This window comes from Streptomyces misionensis, assembly GCF_900104815.1.
Classification (GTDB): Bacteria; Actinomycetota; Actinomycetes; order Streptomycetales; family Streptomycetaceae; genus Streptomyces; species Streptomyces misionensis.
This window is the reverse complement of record NZ_FNTD01000004.1, coordinates 6,066,969-6,088,593: the sequence shown is the minus strand read 5'-3', so window position 1 is coordinate 6,088,593 and position 21,625 is coordinate 6,066,969. Positions and strand designations below refer to the sequence as shown.

Genomic DNA, 21,625 nt, shown 5'->3' with positions numbered 1-21,625 from the left:
GACTCCTCAAGCTTCCTGGATGGCCTGGGTCAGGTGGTCCACGAGATGGGCGATGGTCGGCTCGTTGAAGAGCACGCTGACGTTGATCGACAGATCCAGGAGCTGTTCCAGGCTCTGGCGGATCTCGGTCAGGCGCAGCGAGGTGAGCCCGAGATCGAAGTAGCTGACGTCGAGGGGGAGGTCCTCGGACTCGTCCATGAGGAGAACGACCCTGAATTTCTCCAGGACGATTGTCTCGATTTCCTCGCTCAGTTCACTGCGCGGCAGCTCGCGCAACCGCTGGTTGATGCTGTCGACGGGTGACATGCGCCTCATGCAATCAGCGCCAGCTGACGCCCCACTGACAGCGCCCGCGGGGCCGGTTGGCTGGATCAGTCGGGTGTCAGCGCCGGGTCAGATTCCGCTGTCACGCTCGCATTGCTTCAAGAAATCCACACGCCATATCCGAAAGGCTGAAGATGCTTCGCGAAGCCGCGCAGGAGGAGAGTGCTGAGGCACCTTCCGGATTGAAGAGTTACGACCTCTACATCGCGGGCAAGGACGTCGCCGGGGACGGCTGGGTGTACACCGTCAGCGGGCGTTCGCTGCTGGAAGACGTGTTCACCAGCGTGAGCCTGAAGCGCTCCCTCGAACAGGACCCGGAGTCCGAGGCGGCCCAGCACCCCTACGTCGTCGGACGTTGTGCGATCGCGGACGACGCCGCCATCGACCTGGCCACCCAGGCCGCCGCCGCGGCCGCCCCCGACTGGGCGGCGGTGCCGATGGAGCGGCGGATGCGGCTCGGCACCCGGTTCCGCGAGGAACTGATCAAGCACGAGGACGAGTTCCTGCGGATGCTCGTCGCCGAGTCCCACCCGGTCAAGCTCGCCCGCTGGGAGCTGAGCTGCCTGCTCCAGATCTACGCGCCGGGCTCCCTGCGCTGGTACGCCAAGCAGATGCGGGTGGAGAAGGAGTACAACGGCCGCCGGCTGATCCTGCACCGCCAGCCGGACGGTGTGGTCGCCTTCAACCCGCCGCAGAACGCCCCGCTGCCGAGCGCCGCGCTGTGCGTGCTGGCGCTGATGGCCGGCAACTCGGTGGTCGTGCGCGCCCCGCGCAGCATCGCGCTGTCCACCATGTGGCTGCTGCGGGACATCGTCGCCCCGCTGCTGGAGGAGATCGACGCCCCGGCGGGCGTCCTCAACGCGGTCTGCTCCAACCCGAAGCAGACCATGGACCGCTGGATCGCGGACCCGCTGATCAACGACATCTTCTACATCGGCGGCAGCCAGGAGGGCCTGCGCTTCGAGCAGAGCTGCGTGGCCCACGGCAAGAAGCCGATCCTCGAACTGGCCGGCAACGACGGCATCGTTGTCTGGAAGGACGCCGACGTGAAGTGGGCGGCCGAGGCCATCACGGAGGCGTTCTACGGCTCCGGGCAGATCTGCATGGTGCCCAACTACGTGCTGGTGCACCCCGATGTCGCCGAGCGGCTGATCGCCGAGGTGAAGGAGCAGGTCAAGGGCATCAAGCCGGGCCTGCCCGAGGAGGAGGACGTGCTGCTGTCGCCGGTGCGGCGCAGCGAGCGCTTCTTCCGGCTGCTGCGCCAGGCGCTGGACAACGGTGCCGAGCTGGTCACCGGCGGCAACCGCACGGAGGTGGACGGCACGGTCTCGGAGACCGGGGTGTTCCTCCAGCCGACGGTGGTGCGGGTGGACGGCCTGGACCGGGCGCGGACGTACGACGTGGTCCGCGAGGAGACCTTCTTCCCGCTGATCCCGATCGTGGTCGCCGAACGGGACAACGACGACGCCCTGCTCGAATCGTTCCTCCAGTTCGTCAACAGCAACGACTACGGGCTGCGCAACTCCCTGTGGTCGCGCTCCGACCACGTGGTCGAGACCTTCGTGCGCCGCACGGTCAACGGCGGTCTGCTGAAGGTCAACGACTCGCACATCGGTTTCCTGCCCTACCTGCCGAGCCACGGCGGCACCGGCCGCACCGGCGGCGCGTTCGGCGAGGCCAACTACCCGATGCTCAAGACCTCCCACGTCCAGGGCGTGAGCATCGCCCGCGACGTGAGCCCGTACGACGCGGTCTTCGGCGCCTGATCCCACCCAGCCTCGGAGGTTTCCCCGTGCGTTCCCTCGATGTCGCCCGGACCGTGTGCGAGCGGTTCCACCCCGGACTGCTCAAGGAACTGGAGCAAATCCCCTACGACGAGCGCGAGAAGGCCGGCAGTCCGGTGATCGACCTGTTCCGCATCCACGGCGGGGTGGGTCTGCTGATACCCGAGGCCTACGGCGGCCACGGCGCGGCCCCGCTGGAGGCGCTGCGCGTGCAGCTGGCCCTCGGCGCCCTGTCGCCCTCGCTGGTCGCGGCCGTCTCCATGCACCACTTCACCGCCGCCATGCTGTACTCGCTCGCGGTCAAGTCGGGCCGGCTCACGCCCGCGCAGACCAAGCTGCTGCACCAGATCGTGCCCGACCAGCAGGTGCTGGCCTCCGGCTGGTCCGAGGGCCGTACCGCGCAGAACATCCTCAAGCCGGCCGTCACCGCGCGCCCGGTCGAGGGCGGGTTCCTGCTGTCCGGTTCCAAGAAGCCGTGCAGCCTGTCCCGCTCGATGAGCCTGCTGACCGCGTCCACCGCGATCCACGGCGAGGACGGCGGCGAGCCCGAGCTGGCGCTGGCGCTGGTCCCGGCGAACGCGCCGGGCCTGAGCGTGCACGAGTTCTGGGGCAACGACCTGCTGGCCGGCGCCGAGAGCGAGGAGGTCCGCCTGGAGGACGTGTTCGTGCCCTCCGAGATGGTGGTGCGGGCCGGCGCGGACGACCCCACCCGCCTGGACGACCTCCAGTCCGCCGGGTTCGTCTGGTTCGAGATGCTGATCTCCGCCGGGTACGCGGGCGCCGCGGCCGCGCTGGTGGAGCAGGTGCTGGAGCGCAAGCGCGGCGGGGCGGCGGAGCGGGCCGCGCTCGCCGTGGACATGGAGGCGGCCCTCGCCCTCCTGGAGGGCGTGGCCCGCGGCACCGGTCCCGAGCCGGGCGACGAGGAGTCGGTGGCGCGGGTGCTGGTCGCCCGGTACGCCGTGCAGAACGCGCTGCCGGACATCGTGGGCCGGGCGCTGGAGCTGCTGGGCGGGCTGGAGTTCATCACGAACTCCGCACCCGCGCAGGCCGCCGCGGCGACGCGTGCGCTGGCCTTCCACCCGCCGTCCCGGATCGCCGCGTCCGAGCCGCTGCTGACGTACTTCGACGGGGGTCCGCTGGTCCTCGCCTGAGCAGCGTCCGGTCCCGGCCTTGAACACCGATCTTTGGAGAGACACGTGACCGTCATCCAGGACTCCCCGGCGGCGAACGCCGTCGACGACGAGGCGGAGATCCTCAACCTGTACCGGGCCCACCTCAGCAAGGGGCGGGCCACCCTCGCCGAGCTGTTCGGCAGTCACATGGAGGTGGCGTCCGAGGGCGCCTGGCTCACCACCAGTGACGGCGAGCGGTTCCTGAACGCGGGCGGCTACGGCGTGTTCATCATGGGCGCGCGCCACCCGATCGTCATGGAGGAGGTGGAGCGCCAGCTGCGCACCCACCCCACCGCGACCCGCATCCTGCTGGAGCCGACCGTGGCCCGCGCCGCCGAGGCGCTGGTCTCCGTGCTGCCGGCCGGTCTCGACCGGGTGCACTTCGCACTGTCCGGCGCCGAGGCGGTGGAGACCGGCCTGAAGCTGGCCCGCGCGGGCGGCTTCAAGCGCACCATCTCGATGCGCGGCGGCTACCACGGCAAGACGCTGGGCGCCCTGTCGGCCACCGCCAAGGACGTCTACCAGGCGCCGTTCCGCCCGCTCGTGCCCGACTTCCAGCACCTGCCGTTCGGCGACGCCGACGCGCTGGAGGCCGAGCTGAAGGCCCACCCCGGCGAGGTCTGCGTGATCCTGGAGCCGGTCCAGGGCGAGGGCGGGGTCATCATTCCGCCCAAGGGCTACCTCAAGCGGGTCGAGGAACTGGTCCGCGAGTACGAGGGCTTCCTCATCCTGGACGAGGTGCAGTCCGGGTTCGGGCGGCTCGGCGAGTGGTGGGGCGCCGACGTCGAGGGCGTCGTGCCGGACGTGCTGCTGGCCGGCAAGGCGCTCGGCGGCGGTGTGATGCCGGTGTCCGCGGCCGTCGCCACCCGCAAGGCGTTCCGCCCCTTCGACAAGGACCCCTACGTCCACACCGCCACCTTCTCCGGGCAGCCGGTGCTGATGGCCGCGGTGCAGGGCGCGGTGCGGGCCGTCAAGGAGGAGCGCCTGGTCACCCGGGCCATGGACCTCGGCGCCCGGCTGCTGCCGCGGATCGCCGAGGTGGCCCACCGCAACATCCCCGAGCTGGTGGTGGACGTCCGCGGGCAGGGGCTGCTCATCGGCGTGGAGCTGGTCGAGGCGGGCCTCGCCGGCGAGCTGCTGATCGAGCTGTTCAACCACGGCGTGGTCGCCAACCACTCCATGAACGGCAGCTCGGTGGTGCGGTTCACCCCGCCCGCCGTGCTGAGCGACACCGACGTCGACTTCCTCGTCAACTCCTTCGACCTGGCCACCCGTGACCTGATCAAGGGCGCGGCCACAATGCCGGAAGGCGGTAACTGATCGTGCGGCACGTCGAACTCGAAGCCCACATACCCGCGGAGCAGGCCGAGGAGGTCCTGCACGCCGTACGGCGCTGGGAGAAGTACCCGGACCTGGCGCCGCACGTGAACGCCACCACCGTGCACGCCTCCTACCCCGACCCCAAGGCCTCCTCCAGCTGGGAGCTGCACTTCCGCAGCGGACTGCTGCGCTGGACCGAGGACGACACCGTGCTGCCCGAGGCGGGCGAGATCCGCTTCGAGCAGTCCGACGGCGACTTCGACTCCTTCACCGGTGTCTGGTCGGTCCGGCAGGACGGCGCGGACGTCACCGTCCGCTTCGACGCCGACTTCGACTTCGGCATCCCGAGCCTGGAGGGCATCCTCGACCCGATCGCCGAGCGGGTCATCAAGGAGACGGTCGCCTGGGCGCTGACCGGCCTGTACCCGTCGGTGCGCGTCCAGGGCGGCATCGAACTGAACACGCCGGCCACGGTCGGCGCGTAACACCGGCCGAAGGAGCTGACCATGGACCAGGCGAACCCCTTCGAGACCCCACGCACCTACTCGCTGCACCGCGCCGAGTACCTGGTGGGCCTCGCCGTCACCACGGGCATGATCGTCTACCACTTCGGCGACATCCGCTGGCTGCCGGCGCTCGGACTGTTCCTCTACATCGACCTGATCGGCTACATTCCCGGCGCCATCGCCTTCCGCAAGAGCGGCGGACGGCCGATCCACAAGGCGTACTACGTCCTGTACAACGTCATGCACAGCCTCATCACGCAGGGCGTCGTCGCCGCGCTGTGGTGCTGGCTGGTCAAGCCGGAGTGGGCGCTGCTGGTGCTGCCGTTCCACCTCTTCGGCGACCGCGGCCTGTTCGGCAACTTCATGAAGTCCTTCGCGCTGCCCTTCGAGCCGGTGCGCCAGGTGGGTTACCTGAACCTCCTGGACGACCTGGGCCTGCCCCACCCCAAGCCGGTCGGGCACGAGATGGACCCGGCGCCGGTCGGCCACGTCCCCGCGCGTCCCGTCGTACGCGAGACGGAGGCCGTGCGATGACCACCGCCGCGACCCCGGTGCGCCGGGCGGTGCGTCAGGACCCGGCCGAACGCCGGCGGGCCCTGTACCACCTGGCCTCCCCGGTGTCCGTGCTGACCACGGGCCCCGAGGAACGGATGCACGGCACCACCGCGAGCACCGTCACCCTGGTGTCGCGCTCGCCCCTGCTGGTCGGGGTGGTGCTGCGGGCGGGCTCGTCCTTCGCCCGGCTCGCCGCCCGCGAGGGCCGGTTCGCGATCAATGTGCTCGGCGGTGAACAGGCCGACGTGGCACGGCGGTTCGCGGACAGCTCGCGGCCCGACGGCAGCGCGGCCTTCGCCGGCCTCGCCTGGACCACCGACCGGTACGCCCAGGCCCCGCTGATCGCGGGCGCGCTCGCCCACTACGTCTGCCGGTTCCACTCCGCGCACGCCGCGGGCGACAGCGAGCTGCTGCTCGGCCATGTCGTCCGGGCCACCGCGGACGAGGGCCTGCCGCTGTTCAGCTACACCGGCGGGCTGTACGCCGGTTCCCTGCGTCCGGCGAAGGAGACCGCCGCATCATGACCGCACCCGTTGCCCCCGAGGCGGACTGGGACAAGGCACCCGGTCTGCTGGACGGCGCGAAGGAACTCACCCTCGGTCCCGAGGAGTGCGACCTCGCGTACTGGTTCACCTCCGTCGCCCAGGGCACCCTGCGCGACCGGGGTGCCACCGGCCACCACGTGAACGCCGTCACCCCCGACTTCCTGAAGGCCCCCGGCCCGCTGCGCGACGCGCTGATCCTGGAGTTCGGCTTCCGGGCCCTCTCCGAGGAACTGGCCACCCGGCTGCTCGGCCACTACGTGACCATCGCACCCGGCATCCCCGAGATGGAGTTCTACGCCACCCAGCTGATCGACGAGGCGCGGCACGCCCGCGTCTTCCGCCAGCACCTGGTGGACCTGGGCATCCCGCAGACCACCCTGCTGAAGGACATCGAGGAGATGGCCCGGGACTACCGCAAGCGGGTCCTGGACCCGGTGGTGGACTTCACCCTGGACATCGTCCGCGACAAGGCCGACTTCCCCGGCGGCGTCGGCGTGTTCGCCATCATCATCGAGGGCGTCCTCGCCCCCGCCGCCGAACTCAGCGAGCGCAAGTGGACCCCGCTGTCCCCGGCGACCGGCGAGATCTCCCGGGGCACCGCCATCGACGAGATCCGCCACCTCACCGTCGCCAGCACCATCCTGCGCGACCACGTGATCCGGCACCCGGAGTACACCCCGCGGCTGCTGGAGATCCTGCGCTCGGGCGTGAAGCTGTGGGACGAGATCCCGGACCGGGAGTTCGTCATCCACCGCGAGGAGCTGTTCCAGGAAGGCATGTTCGCGCACGCCGACCTGATCGGCGACTACGAGGTGTGGCCCGGTGTCCGGCTCCTCGACACCACCGCCGAGCAGCGCTACGACATGGCCGAGCGGTGGACCGACGAGATGGCCGAGGTCCGCATGGAGTACATGGGCCTGCCCGTCGAGGTCCTCTCCTCGGAGGCCGGCGCATGAGCACCGGGCGGGCCGCCGTCGTCACCGGGATCGGATCGTACGTCCCGCCCAACCTCGTCACCAACGACGACCTGTCGCAGCGCCTGGACACCTCCGACGCCTGGATCCGCAGCCGTACCGGCATCGCCGGACGGTACGTGATCACCCCCGGCACCTCCACCGGCGACCTGGCGGTGGAGGCGGGCCTGAGGGCGCTGAAGTCGGCGGGCGACGAGCAGGTGGGCGCGGTGGTGCTGGCCACCACCACCCCGGACCAGCCGTGCCCGGCGACCGCTCCGCAGGTGGCCGCGCGGCTGGGGCTCGGACAGGTGCCCGCCTTCGACGTGGCGGCCGTCTGCTCCGGGTTCCTGTACGGCCTCGCGTCCGCCGCCGGGCTGATCGCGGCCCGGGTCGCCGACAGCGTGCTGCTGATCGCCGCCGACGCCTTCACCACGATCATCAACCCGGAGGACCGCACCACCGCGGTGATCTTCGCCGACGGTGCGGGCGCGGTGGTGCTGCGGGCCGGTTCGCCGGACGAGCCCGGCGCGATCGGACCGCTGGTGCTCGGCAGCGACGGCGAGCTGAGCCATCTGATCGAGGTACCGGCGGGCGGCTCTCGGCAGCGCTCGTCGGGCCGCCCGGCCGCCCCGGAGGACCACTACTTCCAGATGCTCGGCCGGGACACCTACCGGCACGCGGTGGAGCACATGACCAGCACGTCCACCGAGGCCGCCGAGCGGGCCGGCTGGCGTCTGGACGACGTCGACCGGTTCGTGGCCCACCAGGCCAACGCCCGGATCCTGGAGGCCGTCTCGGACCGGCTGGGCATTCCGGCGGAGCGGCGCCTCAGCAACATCGAGCGGGTCGGCAACACCGGGGCCGCGTCGATCCCGCTGCTGCTCGCCGAGGCCACCGCCGAGGGCCGGCTCGCCGCCGGACACCGGGTGCTGCTCACCGCCTTCGGCGGCGGGCTCTCCTGGGGCGCGGCCACCGTCGTCTGGCCCGAGCTGCAAACCATCTGACCGACCGTCAGTAAAGCCCTTCGAAAGGAACCGACATGCTGGAGCAGCTCAAGGAAATCCTGTCCAACAAGCTCAAGGTGTCGCCCGAGGCCATCACCCCCGACGCCACCCGGGAGGACATCGAGCTGGATTCGCTGGCCGTGGTGGAGCTGTCGCTGCTGCTGAAGTCCGAGCTGGACCTGGACGTCAGCGACGACGACCTCCTGGAGGCCGAGACCGTGGCCGACATGGTCCGGCTCATGGAGGAGCGGAGCGCGAAGGTCTGATGGCCGGGATGGACATCGCCGTCACCGGGCTCGGTCTGGTCACCCCCGGCGGGATCGGGGTCGGGCCGAGCTGGGCGGCGGTCTGCGACGGCAGGCCGGCCGCGGCCCTCGATCCGGTGCTGGCCGACAACCCCGTACAGATCTCCTGCCGGGTGCCCGGCTTCGACCCCGAGACCCTGCTCAGCGCGCGGCGGGCCCACCGCCTCGACAGGTTCGTGCAGTTCGCGCTGGTCGCCGCGCACGAGGCGGTGGCCGACGCGGGCCTGGACCCGCAGACCTGGGACGGCGCGCGGGTGGGCGTGGTCCTCGGTTGCGCCGACGGCGGTCCGGGCACGGTCGAGGAACAGCACCATGTGCTGCGCGAGCAGGGCGCCGACCGTGTGTCGCCGCTGCTGCTGCCGATGCAGCTGCCGAACATGCTGGCCGGTCAGACGGCCATCGAGTTCGGGGCGACCGGACCCAATCTGGTGGTGGCCACCGCGTGCGCGTCCGGCGCGACGGCCATCGGCACCGCCCGGGACCTGCTGGCCCTCGGCCGCTGCGACATCGTGCTCGCGGGTGGCAGCGAGGCCATGATCACCCCCCTGGTCATGGCCGGGTTCGCCCAGATGGGCGCGCTGTCGAAGCGGCACGACGAACCGGCCCGCGCGTCCCGCCCGTTCGATGTCGACCGGGACGGGTTCGTGGCCGGCGAGGGCGCCGGAATCCTGGTGATGGAGCGTGTCGCGGACGCGCGTGCCCGTGGTGCGCACGTCCACGGGCGGATCATCGGGTACGGCGCGACGGCCGACGCCCACCACATGACGTCGCCGCATCCCGACGGCGCCGGCATCGAGGCGGCGGTCCGCGCGGCGCTCGCCGACGCGGGGGCCGATCCGGACGACGTGCAGCACGTGAACGCGCACGGCACGTCGACCCCGCTCAACGATCTGTCCGAGGCCCGGATGATCCAGCGGACCCTGCGCGGGGATCCGGTGGTGACGTCCACGAAGGGGGTCACCGGGCACCTGCTCGGCGCGGCGGGAGCGGTGGAGGCCGCGTTCGCCGTGCTCAGCGTGGAGCACGAAGTCATCCCGCCCACGGCCAACCTGGTGATGCCGGACCCCCGGATGGAGATCAAGTTGGCCCAGTCCCTCATCGAGATGCCGGTCGACCTTGCGCTGAGCAATTCGCTGGGTTTCGGCGGCCAGAACACCGCGTTGGCCATCGCACCGGCGTAACGCGCCGCGCCCCCGCCAGGGGCGCACCAACAGCCGTCCGCTGAGCTGCTCCGCGGGCGGCTGTTGTCCGTACGTCCCCTTTTTCTCCCCATGTCCTGGAGTCCCCATGTCCACCAGTGGCTCGCCGCCCGTCCCGGGGCGGCTCGGTACCGCGCACATCCTCTTTCTGATCGTCGCCGCGGCGGCGCCGTTGTCCGCCATGGTCGGCACGGTCCCGCTCGCGTTCGCCTTCGGCGACGGGGCCGGGGTGCCGGCCGCGTTCCTGTTCGCCGGGGTGACGCTGCTGTGCTTCTCGGCCGGGTACGCGGTCAGCGCGCGCCGCACCGGAGGGTCCGGCGGTTTCTACGCGTCCGTGGCCGACGGGCTCGGGCGGCCGCCCGCGGTCGCGGCCGGGTATCTGGCCCTGCTGTCCTACAACTGCGCGACCATCGGACTGGCCGGCGCGCTCGGCTACTTCACCCGGCTGGTGCTGGCCGCCCACGGCCTGACCGTGCCGTGGGAGTGGTGCGCGGCGGTCGGGCTGCTGCTGACCGCGGTGCTCGGCTACCGCGAGATCGCGCTCAGCGCCCGGGTGCTGGCCCTGCTGATGCTGGGCGAGATCGGGGTGCTGGCGGCGCTGGACGTGGCGATCCTCGTCCGGCACGGGGTGCACGCGCTGCCCGCCGCCTCGTTCTCCCCGCACACGGCCATGGGCCCGGGCGTCGGCGTCTCGCTGATGTTCGCGTTCGTGTCCTTCATCGGGTTCGAGTCGGCGGCGCTGTACGGCAAGGAGGCCCGCGACCCGAAGCGCAGCGTGCCCCGGGCCACGTACGCGGCCGCCGCGCTGATCGCCGGTTTCTACGCGCTGACCAGCTGGCTGGCGGTGGGCGCGATCGGCCAGGACCGGGTGCGGGAGGTCGCGGGCAAGCAGATGGGCGACCTGTTCTTCGGGCTCGGCGACGACTTCCTGGGCACCGCGGGCAGCACCATGCTCCAGGTCCTGCTGTGCACCAGCCTGTTCGCGGCGACGCTGGCGCTGCACAGCGCCGCCAACCGCTACGCCCAGGTGCTCGCGGCGGACGGGCTGCTGCCGCACCCGCTGGCCGCCGAGCACACCCGGCACCGCTCCCCGCACCGGGCGAGCGTCGCGCAGAGCGTGGTGACCGCGCTGGTGCTGGCCGGGTTCGCGCTCGCGGGCCTGGACCCGTACGCCGACCTGACCACCAGCATGCTGGGTCTCGGCACCCTGGGCATCGTCTCGTTGCAGGCGCTGGCCGCGCTGTCGGTGCTCGGGCTGCGGCTGCGCGCCGGCCGGGGGCACTGGTGGCGGGAGACCCTCGCCCCGCTGCTGGGCTTCGCCGGGCTCGCCGCCTCCGTCTGGCTGGTGGTCGGCAACTTCGACATGCTCACCGGCTCCCCCTCCGAGGTGATCGCCGCACTGCCCTGGCTGCTGCCGCTGGTGGCGCTCGGCGGCCTGGTGTACGCGCTGCGGCTGCGCACCGCGCACCCGCTGCGCTACCGGCTGCTCGGCACCCGGCACACCGCCGCCGGACCGCTCACCGCCCCCTCCCCCGCCCCGTCAGGAGACCGCCATGCACGATCCCAATGAGCTGATCGACGCCGGCCAGGACGCCGTCCGGCGCCTGGCCCGCCGCCGTTACGACCTCGACCTGGCGGCCGTCTCCGGCGCGGTCGGTGCCCGTTCGGCCGCCAACGCGGAGGTGACCCGGCTGCGCACGGAGCTGAACCGGACGGCGAAGGCCCGCCGTTCGGGCCCGCCCAGCGAGGCCGAGAAGGAGGCGGCCCGGGCGCTGCGGGCCGAGGTGCAGCGGGCGGAGGCCGTCGCCCGGACGGCCGCGGGCGAGCTGACCGAGCTGCTGCTCGGGATACCCAACCTGCCGCTGGACGGCGTCCCGGACGGCGACTCGGAGAAGGAGGCCGTGGAGGTGCGGCGGGGCGGCCCCGCGCCGCGTCCGGCCGCCGGGGCCCGGCACCACGCGGAGATCGGCGAGGCCCTCGGCATCCTGGACGCGCCCGCCGCGGCGAAGCTGTCCGGTGCCCGGTTCAGCGTGGCGCACGGCGCCGGGGCCCGCCTGGAGCGCGCCCTCGCCGACTTCTTCCTCGATCTGCACACCCGGGAGCACGGCTACACCGAGCAGTCGGTGCCGTTCCTGGTCGGCCGGGACACCATGACCGGCACCGGCCAGCTGCCCAAGTTCGAGGAGGACCTGTTCCGCACCCAGGTGGGCGAGCGGGAGCTGTTCCTGATCCCGACCGCCGAGGTGCCCCTGACCAATCTGGTGGCCGGCGAGCTGCTGGACGCGCGGGCCCTGCCGTACGCGTTCACCGCCCGCACCCCCTGCTTCCGCGCGGAGGCGGGGGCGTACGGCCGCGACACCCGGGGCGTGCTGCGGCTGCACCAGTTCGAGAAGGTGGAGCTGGTGCGCGTCTGCGCCCCGGAACAGGCCCAGGAGCAACTGGAGTTGATGGTCGGGCATGCGGAGGAGTGCCTGCGCAGGCTCGAACTGTCCTTCCGTACGGTGCTGTTGCCCGCGGGCGACATGGGCTTCTCGGCGCGGATGACGTACGACATCGAGGTGTGGCTGCCGGGCGGCGACGCCTTCCGGGAGATCTCCTCGGTCTCCGACTGCGGCACCTTCCAGGCGCGCCGCGCGGACATCCGGGTCAAGCGGGCCGACGGCCGCAAGACGCCGGCCGCGACGCTCAACGGTTCGGCGCTGCCGATCGGGCGGACCGTGGCCGCGCTGCTGGAGCAGGGCGTGCAGGACGACGGTTCGGTGCTGCTGCCGCAGGCGCTGGTGCCGTACACCGGGTTCCGGCGGATCCTGCCGGGTGGCGCGACCGAGTGAGACATGCGGGAAGGGGGCGGAAGCCGGTCCGGCTTCCGCCCCCTTCCCGTGTGCGCGCTCAGGCGCCGGTCATGTGCACCCCGCCGTCCACGTGGACGATCTCGCCCGTGGTGCGCGGGAAGAAGTCCGACAGCAGGGCGACGACCCCGCGGGCGGCCGGGTCGGGGTCGGTGAGGTCCCAGCCGGCCGGGGCCCGGTCGGTGGTCCAGACGTCGGCCAGCTCGCCGAAGCCGGGGATGGACTTGGCGGCCATGGAGCGCAGCGGCCCGGCCGCGACCAGGTTGCAGCGGATGCCGAACCCGCCGAGGTCGCGGGCGAGATAGCGGCTGGTGGACTCCAGGGCGGCCTTGGCGACGCCCATCCAGTCGTAGTGCGGCCAGGCCACGGCCGCGTCGAAGGTGAGGCCGACGACCGAACCGCCGCGCTTCTTCAGCAGCGGCAGGCAGGCCGTGGTCAGGGACTTGAGGGAGTACGCCGAGACGTGCACGGCCGTCGACACGTCGTCCCAGGTGCCGTCGAGGAAGGAGAAGGCGCCCTGGGGGCCGTAGGCGATGGAGTGCACCACGCCGTCGAGGGCGTCGGCGTGGACGCCGACCCGCTCGGCGAGGGTGTCCAGGTGGTCCTGGTCGGTGACGTCCAGTTCGAGCACGGGGGCGGGCTTGGGCAGCTTCTGCGCGAACCGCTCGATCAGGGAGAGCCGCCCGAAGCCGGTGAGGATCACCTCGGCGCCCTCCTCCTGCGCGATCCGGGCCGCGTGGAAGGCGATGGAGGAGTCCGTGACGACGCCGGTGACCAGGATCCGCTTGCCGGCGAGGATGCCGCTCATGCCGACACTCCCTTCGGCAGGCCGCTGACCAGCGGGGAGTCGTGGTCCTGGGGACCGATGGCGCTGCCGCCGCCGGGCGAGCCGAGGGCGGCGAAGAAGTCGGCGTTGGAGGCGGCGTGGTCGTCGCCCCACTCCTCGGGCAGGTCGTCCTGGAAGTAGATGGCGTCGACCGGGCAGACCGGTTCGCAGGCGCCGCAGTCCACGCATTCCTCCGGGTGGATGTACAGGGCGCGGCGGCCCTCGTAGATGCAGTCCACGGGGCATTCGTCGACGCAGGAGCGGTCCTTGATGTCGACGCAGGGCAGTCCTATGACGTAGGCCATGCTCAACTCCTGTCTGCTTAAGGGTTGTTCACTTCAGGGACACACCGGTGGTGCGCTCGCCGAGGGCCAGCACGGTGACGGCGAGGACGGCCATGGCCGCGGCGATGACGGCGAACAGGGCACCCGGTCCGTGGGTGTCGAGGACCGGCAGCAGCACGAACGGCAGCGCTCCGGCGCTGAGTTTGGACAGCGAGTAGGCCGCGCCCGCGGCCGTGGCCCGGATCTCCGTCGGGTACTGCTCGGCGAGGTAGACATGGGAGACGCTGGAGAACACGTTGCTGAACAGCGTGTACGCGAACCCGCTGAGCACGATGAGTTCCGCGGAGCCCGCGTAGGCGAAGCCGAGGCCCGCGGCCACCATCGCGGCGGCGGACACGGCCACCAGGGTGCGGCGCTCCATGCGGTCCACGACCGGCAGGGCGAGGGCGGAGCCGACCGGGTAGCCGAGGAAGGACAGCGCGGTGAAGCCGAGGCCCGCGACGACGCCGTAGCCCTTGGCGGCGACGATCTGCGGGGCGAGGGTGCCGAAGCCGTAGTAGCCGACCACGGACAGGATGCAGAACACCCACAGCACGAGGGTGCGGCGCAGCAGCCCGGGTTTGAAGACGTCGCGCAGCCGGGTGTGCGCGACGGGGGTCTCGGCCTGCGGGGCGGGCGGCGCCAGGGGCAGCCCGCGCCCGGCCGCCTCGGCCTCCAGGCGGGCCACCAGGCGGTCGGCCTCCTCGGTGCGGCCGGCGGCGGCGAGCCAGCGCGGGGACTCGATCAGCTGGCGGCGCAGCACCCAGACGGCGGCCGAGCCGAGCGCGCCGAGCACGAACAGCCAGCGCCAGCCGGCCACCCCGAGCGGGGACAGCGGCACCAGCCACAGCGCGGCGAAGCCGACCGCGGGCACCCCGCAGAAGGCGAGGGTGTACGCCCAGGCGATGAACCGGCCGCGCTTGTTCGCGGGCAGCACGTCGGCCAGGTAGCAGTCGGACAGGGCCTGCTCGGCGCCGATGCCGAGACCGGCGAGGAACCGGGTGACGATCAGCCAGGCGGCGTTCGGGGAGAAGGCGCCGAGCAGCGAACAGGCCGAGTAGATGGCGAGGTTGACCAGGAAGGCCCGACGCCGGCCGAATCGGTCCGCGATCCGGCCGAGCGTCAGGGAACCGATGAACTGGCCCACGAACGCGGAGGCCAGGACGAGCTTGAGCGAGGTCGTGCCGAAGCCGAAGTCGGTCTGGAGCACCTTGCCGATGGTGCCGGACAGGTTGTTCTCGAAGGTGTCGAAGAACAGGCCGACGCCGATGACCGCGGTGAGTCTGCGGTGCAGGGGAGTGATCGGCATGCGGTCCAGGCGGGCGCCGATCGGGGCGGGAGCGGTGAGACCGCCGGCCGCGGCGGTGGTCTGGGACATGGGGCGGGCTCCTATGAAGCTGTTGTCGCAAGCTGTCGCTGTGCTTCTGGGGAGGGAACCGCCCGGGCCAACGGCGGGCCCGGGCGTGCGGCCCGGGGGCCGGGTGTGGGGGTGGGTGAGAGGCGGACAGCGGGGGAAGGACGGTCAGGCCGCTTCCATGGCCTGGCGCCGGATCTGCTCCTCGACGTCACCGCGCCGCACCGGGACGCTGACCTCGTGGAGGTAGGAGGCGACCTCGCGGTACGAGGCCCAGAACCCGACCTCGTGGTACGGCACTCCGCGTTCCGCGCAGTACTGCATGGTCAGTTCGCGGGCGCGGGGCAGGCTCTTCTGCGGCATGGCCGGGAACAGATGGTGCTCCACCTGGTAGTTGAGCCCGCCGTAGAGGAAGTCGATCAGCAGGCTGGGGCGGATGTTGCGGGAGGTGAGGACCTGGCGCTCCAGCCAGTCCAGGGTCTCCTCCTCGCCGTCGCGGATCTGCATGCCCTTGTGGTTCGGGGCGAAGATCATGCCGAAGTACACGCCGAGGGTGGCGTGCTGGACGATGATGAAGGCGACCGCGAGCGCCGGGGACAGGACGGTGAAGACGCAGGTGAGGTAGACGGCGGTGCGCAGCAGGATGAGGAAGGTCTCCAGCACGGGCCGCTTGGTCTTGCCGCCGGCGATGGACTTGACCGCGGTCTTCAGCATCTTGAAGCCCTCGAGCACCAGGAGCACGAAGAACAGCACGCTCTGGTAGCGCACGACGAGCTTCTGGGTGCCCTTGCGGGTCGGGTACTGCTTGATGTCGAAGATGACGGTGCGCCGGCCGATGTCCGGGTCCATGTCCAGGTGGTTGGGGTTGCTGTGGTGCCGGTTGTGGTGGTTGACCCACCAGCCGTAGCTGACCCCGTTGACCAGGTTGGCGTGGATGTAACCGACCGCGGAGGCAGCCTTCTTGCTGCGGAACATGGCCTTGTGGCCGGCGTCGTGCCACATGAACGCCGACTGGCCGCCGCACAGCCCCATCCACAGGGCGGTGAGCAGCTGCCACCAGGAGTTGCCCAGCTCGAAGAAGGCGACGAAGCCGACCAGCAGCAGGGCGGTGTTGAGGGCGAGCTTGCCCACGTAGTAGCGCGGATCGAGGTCGAGGAGGCCCTCGGCCTTGACCCGTTTCAGCAGTTCGGCGAACGTGGCCGAGGCGCCGGTGCGTTCGCCGCCCGGTGCGGCCGCGGCCACGGCTTCTTGTACGTGCGGACGCTGCATGCGTTGCTCTCCTTGGGAGAAAGTGCCCGATACGGGCGGCGGCGCCGCTGCCCCGCGGACCTGCGGACCTGCGGACCTGCGGGCGCCGCGAGTCGGACTTCAGCTCCCGCGTGGGGTCACCGCCGCGGGCTGTGGCCCGCCCGGCGGACCCGGGCGACGGGAGCACAGTGCGGTGCTCCCGGGCCCGGACCGCCGGGCGAACGTGCGTCCAGCGTTCCGTGCGGCACTGATGTGGCACTGATACCGGTCTGATCGGGCCACCTCGGCCCGGTCGCCGGCACCCCGGCGGCCACTCAGGCGGCCGCCTCGGCGCGCAGCCGCTCGTCGAGGGCGCGCACGGACGCGTCGGCGGCCTCGGCGACCTGCTCGTCGTCGGGCGCGCCGATGACGGCCATCAGCTGTCCGACCACGGCGTGCGAGAGTTCCTCGGTGGACTGGCTCATCGCTTCGTCTCCTGTCTGTGAGGGTGGGTTCAGAAGGCCTTGCAGGCGCGGAAGATGTGCGCGAAGCCGGGCAGCGAGGCCTGGGGGCCGTCGAAGGCGACGTACTCGGGGATGAGCAGGTCGGGGGCCCACTTCTGCTTGTACGACAGCTGGGTCTGCGCGGGGTACAGCGCGGCGCCCTCGGCCCACAGCGCGTGCATCAGCCACTGGAAGGCCGGGCTGTGGCCGTCGAGTTCGTGGGCGGCGTCGAGCCCGGTGAACGGGGTGAAGCCGAAGTGCAGCCACTCGACGCCCTCGGCCCGGAAGACCTCGATGGCGTGCGCGTTGATGGCCTCCATCAGGCCCGGGGAGCCCTCCGGGATGCGCCGGCTGAGGTCGTGCATCCAGCCGGCCCGGCTGCCGTAGACCGGCGAGTAGGAGATGTAGGCCACCGGCTCGCCGTCGATGGTGCCGGCGAACAGCCGGCGGTGCGCCTGGGCCGGCCCGCCGATCTGGCCGACCAGGAACTCCAGTTGCTGGGCGCCGCCCTTGGAGCCGAGCCACGCCTTGTCGATGACGGCGATGGCGTCGGCGACGTCGGCCGCGTCGACCTCCTGGATCTGCAGGCCGTTGCGCAGCGCGCGGGAGATCTTGTTGCGCAGCTGCATGAACTTGGTGCCGCGCAGGGTGAACTCCTCCAGGCTGACCGCCCAGGAGGCGCCGACCTGGTTGACCACGCAGCCGCGTTCGGCGTACCGCTCGGCGTCGGTGCGCTGGAGCTGCACGCCGACCAGGCTCAGGCCCTCGTCCCGGACGTAACTCCGGAAGGCGTCCAGCAGGGTGTCGTAGTCCCGCTCGGCGGCGAACGGACCGCCGAACTGGACCGCCCAGCGGCCGGTGCGGCGGTAGACGACGACACCGTCCGCGCCCGGCACGGTGAAGACGCTGTTTCCGCTGTTGAGCGCCAGGAAGGAACTCGGGTTCTCGCTCGTGGTGTGGGTTCGTATCGCGTCGAGAATCCGGCTGTCGGTGCCGGTCTCGGTGGTGGTCGCGGTCATTCCCGTACCCCTTTCGGGAGCGTTTTCCGTCGAAGGGAGTACAGCACCGTAACGTTGCCCTGGAAAAGAGCAGTTGGGCATTCATTTACCTGTGTCAGAAGCGTGTCAGCTTTAGGTCAGCCGTCACTGCCAATGTGGTTGACGTGAACGGCGCCGGAATCCGGGGCCGGACACGGGGAGAGGTGCCCGGAGTGGCTTATCGGGGACCGAGTGCACAGCTCTGGTCGGGCCTGACCGGCCCACGCAGGTTCAAATCCTGCCCTCTCCGCCACGGCCGGAACCTCGGCCGGACGCCATCCCGTGCCGACCGGACGGGATTTCGAGGCTCCGGCCCGTGAGTTCGGCAATTCCCGGCCGGTGCTTTTCCGAACGAGCACCGGCAGCACCCAGGAACCGCCGGCCGCCCCCCGTCCCGGCGGAGCAGATGCCCCGGCGGGCCGCACGAGGAGTCGAGGTCCGCCGGGGCACGGCACGTTCGGTCGCTCTTTCTTTCACGGCAGCACCAATCCGGAATCACCGTCGGCGAGGAATTGTCACCTAGGGGGAAAGAATGCTGAGGTTCTCCATACTCGGAGCACTGGAGATACGCACCGACGCCGGTGAGGCGGACGTCTGCGGTGATCTCCAGCGCACGCTGGTGCAGACCCTGCTGGTCAGCGAGGGCCGGCCGGTGTCCGGGGAGAGCCTGGCCGAGGAGATGTGGGGCGAGGCGTTGCCGGACCGCCAGGCCAACGCCCTCCAGGCGCACATCAGCCGGCTGCGGCGCAGGCTGCGGGCGCTGGAGCCGGACCGGCCGGCCTCCCGGGTGACCATCCATCCGGCGGGCTACCGGCTGAGCGTCGGAGAGGGCGAGCTGGACGCGGCCGAGTTCGTGCGCACCGTGCGGCAGGCGGAGTCGGCGGCGGCGCACGATCCCGGGCGCACCGCCCGGATGCTGGGCGAGGCCCTGGCGCTGTGGCGGGGGCCGGTCTTCGGCGGCTCCCCCGGCGGCACCCTGTGCCAGCTGGCCGGGGCCCGCTACGAGGAACACCGGATGCGGGCGATGGAGCTGCTCTTCGACGCCGAACTGCGGCTCGGGCGGCACGCCTCCGTGCTCGCGGAACTGGCCGAGGCCCACACCAACCACCCACTGCGGGAACGGTTCTGCGAGCAGCTGATGATCGCCCTGTACTGCTCGGGGCGGCAGGCCGACGCCTTGGACGTCTTCCGCCGGATGCGCGGCCGGCTGGACGAGGAGCTGGGCATCCAGCCCTCCCCCGCGCTGCGCAGGATCGAGATGGCCATCCTCTCCCACGACCCGGTCCTCACCGGCGACCCGCGCATCCCGGCGCTTCAGCCGGTGTGACCACGTGGGCCGGGGGACCGCAAGCGGTCCGTCAGCGTCCGGTCAGCCCGGGTTGTCACGCTCGGATCGACCGGCGGCCCGCGCGGGCAGCGTCCGAAGTCATGTCACCGCACGCAGAGGCAGGCAGAGATGAACTCCCATGTCGCGGAACTGGCCGACATACGCGCACGCGTGCTCGCCGGCCCCAGTGAGAAGGCGACCGCTGCCCAGCACGCCAAGGGCAAGCTGACGGCACGGGAGCGGATCGAGCTGCTCCTGGACCCGGGTTCCTTCCAGGAGGTCGAGCAGCTGCGCCGGCACCGGGCGACCGGTTTCGGCCTGGAGGCGAAGAAGCCGTACACCGATGGTGTCATCACCGGCTGGGGCACGGTCGAGGGCCGTACGGTCTTCGTCTACGCGCACGACTTCAGGATCTTCGGCGGCGCGCTGGGCGAGGCCCACGCCACCAAGATCCACAAGATCATGGACATGGCCATCGCGGCCGGCGCGCCGCTGGTCTCCCTCAACGACGGCGCCGGCGCCCGCATCCAGGAGGGCGTGACCGCGCTGGCGGGCTACGGCGGCATCTTCCGCCGCAACACGGCCGCCTCCGGGGTGATCCCGCAGATCAGCGTGATGCTCGGCCCGTGCGCGGGCGGCGCGGCGTACAGCCCCGCCCTGACGGACTTCGTCTTCATGGTCCGTGAGACGTCCCAGATGTTCATCACCGGTCCGGACGTGGTCAAGGCCGTGACGGGCGAGGAGATCACCCAGAACGGCCTGGGCGGCGCGGACGTCCACGCGGAGACCAGCGGCGTCTGCCACTTCGCGTACGACGACGAGGAGACCTGCCTGGAGGAGGTGCGCTACCTCCTCTCCCTCCTCCCGGGGAACAACCGCGAGACCCCGCCGCGGGTGGAGTGCACCGACCCGGCGGACCGGCGCTGCGCGTCGCTGGCCGACCTGGTGCCGGTGGACGGCAACCAGCCGTACGACATGGCCAAGGTGATCGAGGAGATCGTCGACGACGGCGAGTACCTGGAGGTGCACCAGCGCTGGGCCCGCAACATCATCTGCGCGCTGGCCCGCCTCGACGGCCAGGTGGTCGGCATCATCGCCAACCAGCCGCAGGCCCTGGCCGGGGTCCTGGACATCGAGGCGTCGGAGAAGGCCGCGCGGTTCGTGCAGATGTGCGACGCCTTCAGCATCCCACTGGTCACCCTGCTGGACGTGCCCGGGTTCCTGCCCGGCGTCGACCAGGAGCACGGCGGAATCATCCGGCACGGCGCGAAGCTGCTCTACGCCTACTGCAACGCCACCGTGCCGCGCATCTCCCTGATCCTGCGCAAGGCGTACGGCGGCGCGTACATCGTCATGGACTCCCAGTCGATCGGCGCCGACCTCACCTACGCCTGGCCCACGAACGAGATCGCGGTCATGGGCGCGGAGGGCGCGGCCAACGTCATCTTCCGCCGCCAGATCGCCGAGGCGGAGGACCCCGAGGCCATGCGCGCCCGCCTGGTCAAGGAGTACAAGTCCGAGCTGATGCACCCGTACTACGCCGCCGAGCGCGGCCTGGTCGACGACGTCATCGACCCCGCCGAGACCCGCGAGGTCCTGGTGCGGTCGCTGGCGATGCTCCGCACGAAACACGCGGAGCGCCCCGCCCGCAAACACGGCAACCCCCCTCAGTGACGGAGGTCCCGATGCCCGCATCCCCCACTCCCCCGATCCGCGTCGAACGGGGCCAGGCCACGGACGAGGAACTGGCCGCCCTCACCGTCCTCCTCCTCACCCGCGCCGCCCACCCGGCCCCGGGCACGGAATCGACCTCCCCCGGCACCACCTCCTGGCGCCCGCACCCCTTCCACGCACCGCACAGCTGGCAGCGCGCGTAGCCGCTCGACGGCAGCGGTACGCCGGGGCCGCCCGCCCCGGCCCGTGTCCGCGCCGGCCGCCACGCCCCGGGGCACGCACCCCGGCGGCGCCGGCCGTCGCGGACACCGCGCGCCCCGTGCGGCCGGCCCCGCCGCGCGCGTCCGGTCAGGGCGCCGTCACCCCTGGAGCAGGGTGACGTCCCGTTCGGCGGTCGCGTGGAAGACCGGCAGGGGGATCAGGCCGTGGGCGCGCAGTTCCATCAGCGTGGCCCTGACGTGGGCCCGGCCGGGCACGAGGTTCTCGCTCGTGACCCTGCCGGAGTTGGCCCAGGTGTGGGTGAGGCCGTCGCAGCGGGCGAGGCCGCCGCCGATGCCGTGGCTGACCCGGGGGTCGCGCTGGCTGACCGAGGACGTGGTGAAGACCGGGCCGGTGGCGCCGGTGCAGCGGTAGGTGCCGGTCAGCGTGAGGGTCCCGTCCGCGGCGAGCCGGCCCGTGGAGTCGACGGTGACGAACTCGCCGGGGGCGGCGCCGGCCGGGCCGACCGCGGTGACCAGCAGGGCGGCGGCGCCCAGAACCGCGGCGAGGGCGGAGCGTACACGCATGGATACCTCCAGGTTTGTACCGTTTTGGAGGACTCCACTGGTACCGGGCG

General features: G+C 71.7%; 23 protein-coding genes and 1 tRNA gene. 16 read left to right on the top strand and 8 right to left on the bottom strand.

Annotated features, from left to right (window positions below):
• Window positions 1-6: 6 nt before the first annotated feature.
• Window positions 7-315, bottom strand: coding sequence for an acyl carrier protein (locus BLW85_RS29265; protein WP_244174924.1), 309 nt, complete (start codon window positions 313-315; stop codon window positions 7-9).
• Between the two features lie 143 nt (window positions 316-458).
• On the opposite strand from BLW85_RS29265, the gene BLW85_RS29260 reads away from it, so the two are divergent.
• The 12 genes from BLW85_RS29260 (at window position 459) to serS (ending at window position 12,501) form a co-directional block, all read left to right on the top strand.
• Window positions 459-2,090 carry an aldehyde dehydrogenase family protein gene (locus BLW85_RS29260; protein ID WP_070025437.1) on the top strand — a complete coding sequence of 544 codons (1,632 nt, stop codon included), beginning with the start codon at window positions 459-461 and terminating at the stop codon, window positions 2,088-2,090.
• A gap of 26 nt (window positions 2,091-2,116) precedes the next feature.
• Complete coding sequence (locus BLW85_RS29255) at window positions 2,117-3,259, top strand: acyl-CoA dehydrogenase family protein (protein WP_070025436.1); 1,143 nt, start codon at window positions 2,117-2,119, stop codon at window positions 3,257-3,259.
• Window positions 3,260-3,304: 45 nt separating this feature from the next.
• Entirely contained in the window at window positions 3,305-4,600 is a 1,296-nt protein-coding gene (locus BLW85_RS29250) for an aspartate aminotransferase family protein (RefSeq protein ID WP_070025435.1), read from the top strand.
• Between the two features lie 2 nt (window positions 4,601-4,602).
• Window positions 4,603-5,085, top strand: coding sequence for a type II toxin-antitoxin system RatA family toxin (locus BLW85_RS29245; protein WP_070025434.1), 483 nt, complete (start codon window positions 4,603-4,605; stop codon window positions 5,083-5,085).
• A gap of 21 nt (window positions 5,086-5,106) precedes the next feature.
• Window positions 5,107-5,640, top strand: coding sequence for a hypothetical protein (locus tag BLW85_RS29240; protein ID WP_074993827.1), 534 nt, complete (start codon window positions 5,107-5,109; stop codon window positions 5,638-5,640).
• Complete coding sequence (locus BLW85_RS29235) at window positions 5,637-6,185, top strand: flavin reductase family protein (protein WP_070025432.1); 549 nt, start codon at window positions 5,637-5,639, stop codon at window positions 6,183-6,185. Before BLW85_RS29240 ends, BLW85_RS29235 begins: the two co-directional genes overlap by 4 nt.
• Window positions 6,182-7,162, top strand: coding sequence for a ferritin family protein (locus BLW85_RS29230; RefSeq protein ID WP_074993825.1), 981 nt, complete (start codon window positions 6,182-6,184; stop codon window positions 7,160-7,162). Before BLW85_RS29235 ends, BLW85_RS29230 begins: the two co-directional genes overlap by 4 nt.
• Complete coding sequence (locus BLW85_RS29225; RefSeq protein ID WP_070025430.1) at window positions 7,159-8,166, top strand: beta-ketoacyl-ACP synthase III; 1,008 nt, start codon at window positions 7,159-7,161, stop codon at window positions 8,164-8,166. The genes BLW85_RS29230 and BLW85_RS29225 overlap by 4 nt, the downstream gene beginning before the upstream one ends.
• 35 nt (window positions 8,167-8,201) lie before the next feature.
• A complete protein-coding gene (locus BLW85_RS29220; RefSeq protein WP_031089523.1) occupies window positions 8,202-8,432 on the top strand; it encodes a phosphopantetheine-binding protein in 231 nt (76 codons plus the stop codon).
• Window positions 8,432-9,652: a beta-ketoacyl-[acyl-carrier-protein] synthase family protein gene (locus BLW85_RS29215; protein WP_074993824.1), complete on the top strand. Its 1,221-nt coding sequence runs from the start codon at window positions 8,432-8,434 to the stop codon at window positions 9,650-9,652. The genes BLW85_RS29220 and BLW85_RS29215 overlap by 1 nt, the downstream gene beginning before the upstream one ends.
• Before the next feature lie 106 nt (window positions 9,653-9,758).
• Window positions 9,759-11,240, top strand: coding sequence for an APC family permease (locus BLW85_RS29210; protein WP_074993822.1), 1,482 nt, complete (start codon window positions 9,759-9,761; stop codon window positions 11,238-11,240).
• Window positions 11,224-12,501 carry a serine--tRNA ligase gene (gene serS, locus BLW85_RS29205; RefSeq protein WP_070025427.1) on the top strand — a complete coding sequence of 426 codons (1,278 nt, stop codon included), beginning with the start codon at window positions 11,224-11,226 and terminating at the stop codon, window positions 12,499-12,501. The genes BLW85_RS29210 and serS overlap by 17 nt, the downstream gene beginning before the upstream one ends.
• 58 nt (window positions 12,502-12,559) lie before the next feature.
• On the opposite strand, the gene fabI is transcribed toward serS, so the two are convergent.
• From fabI to BLW85_RS29180, 6 genes are all read right to left on the bottom strand, one after another.
• The gene (gene fabI / locus BLW85_RS29200; protein ID WP_070025426.1) at window positions 12,560-13,327 is read right to left on the bottom strand and encodes an enoyl-ACP reductase FabI; all 768 of its coding nucleotides are present in this window, start codon (window positions 13,325-13,327) and stop codon (window positions 12,560-12,562) included.
• A complete protein-coding gene (gene fdxA / locus BLW85_RS29195; protein ID WP_070025425.1) occupies window positions 13,324-13,650 on the bottom strand; it encodes a ferredoxin in 327 nt (108 codons plus the stop codon). Before fdxA ends, fabI begins: the two co-directional genes overlap by 4 nt.
• 28 nt (window positions 13,651-13,678) lie before the next feature.
• Window positions 13,679-15,046 carry an MFS transporter gene (locus tag BLW85_RS29190; RefSeq protein ID WP_070025424.1) on the bottom strand — a complete coding sequence of 456 codons (1,368 nt, stop codon included), beginning with the start codon at window positions 15,044-15,046 and terminating at the stop codon, window positions 13,679-13,681.
• Window positions 15,047-15,190: 144 nt separating this feature from the next.
• Window positions 15,191-16,291, bottom strand: coding sequence for a fatty acid desaturase family protein (locus BLW85_RS29185; RefSeq protein WP_070025423.1), 1,101 nt, complete (start codon window positions 16,289-16,291; stop codon window positions 15,191-15,193).
• Between the two features lie 293 nt (window positions 16,292-16,584).
• Window positions 16,585-16,734, bottom strand: a complete 150-nt coding sequence (locus BLW85_RS39550; RefSeq protein ID WP_167381442.1) for a hypothetical protein — start codon at window positions 16,732-16,734, stop codon at window positions 16,585-16,587.
• Between the two features lie 29 nt (window positions 16,735-16,763).
• Window positions 16,764-17,771 carry a DUF2156 domain-containing protein gene (locus BLW85_RS29180; protein ID WP_070025422.1) on the bottom strand — a complete coding sequence of 336 codons (1,008 nt, stop codon included), beginning with the start codon at window positions 17,769-17,771 and terminating at the stop codon, window positions 16,764-16,766.
• A 176-nt stretch (window positions 17,772-17,947) separates the two neighbouring features.
• Here BLW85_RS29180 and BLW85_RS39545 point away from each other — a divergent pair.
• The 4 genes from BLW85_RS39545 to BLW85_RS29165 all read left to right on the top strand — a co-directional run bounded on the left by BLW85_RS39545 (window position 17,948) and on the right by BLW85_RS29165 (window position 20,993).
• Window positions 17,948-18,042 (top strand) — tRNA-OTHER (locus BLW85_RS39545).
• Between the two features lie 279 nt (window positions 18,043-18,321).
• Complete coding sequence (locus tag BLW85_RS29175; RefSeq protein ID WP_070025421.1) at window positions 18,322-19,116, top strand: AfsR/SARP family transcriptional regulator; 795 nt, start codon at window positions 18,322-18,324, stop codon at window positions 19,114-19,116.
• Between the two features lie 129 nt (window positions 19,117-19,245).
• A complete protein-coding gene (locus tag BLW85_RS29170; protein WP_074993820.1) occupies window positions 19,246-20,790 on the top strand; it encodes an acyl-CoA carboxylase subunit beta in 1,545 nt (514 codons plus the stop codon).
• Window positions 20,791-20,801: 11 nt separating this feature from the next.
• Complete coding sequence (locus BLW85_RS29165; RefSeq protein WP_070021964.1) at window positions 20,802-20,993, top strand: acyl-CoA carboxylase epsilon subunit; 192 nt, start codon at window positions 20,802-20,804, stop codon at window positions 20,991-20,993.
• A gap of 156 nt (window positions 20,994-21,149) precedes the next feature.
• Here the strand turns inward: BLW85_RS29165 and BLW85_RS29160 are convergent, their stop codons facing one another.
• Complete coding sequence (locus BLW85_RS29160; RefSeq protein ID WP_070021955.1) at window positions 21,150-21,575, bottom strand: DUF6299 family protein; 426 nt, start codon at window positions 21,573-21,575, stop codon at window positions 21,150-21,152.
• Between the last annotated feature and the right edge of the window lie 50 nt (window positions 21,576-21,625).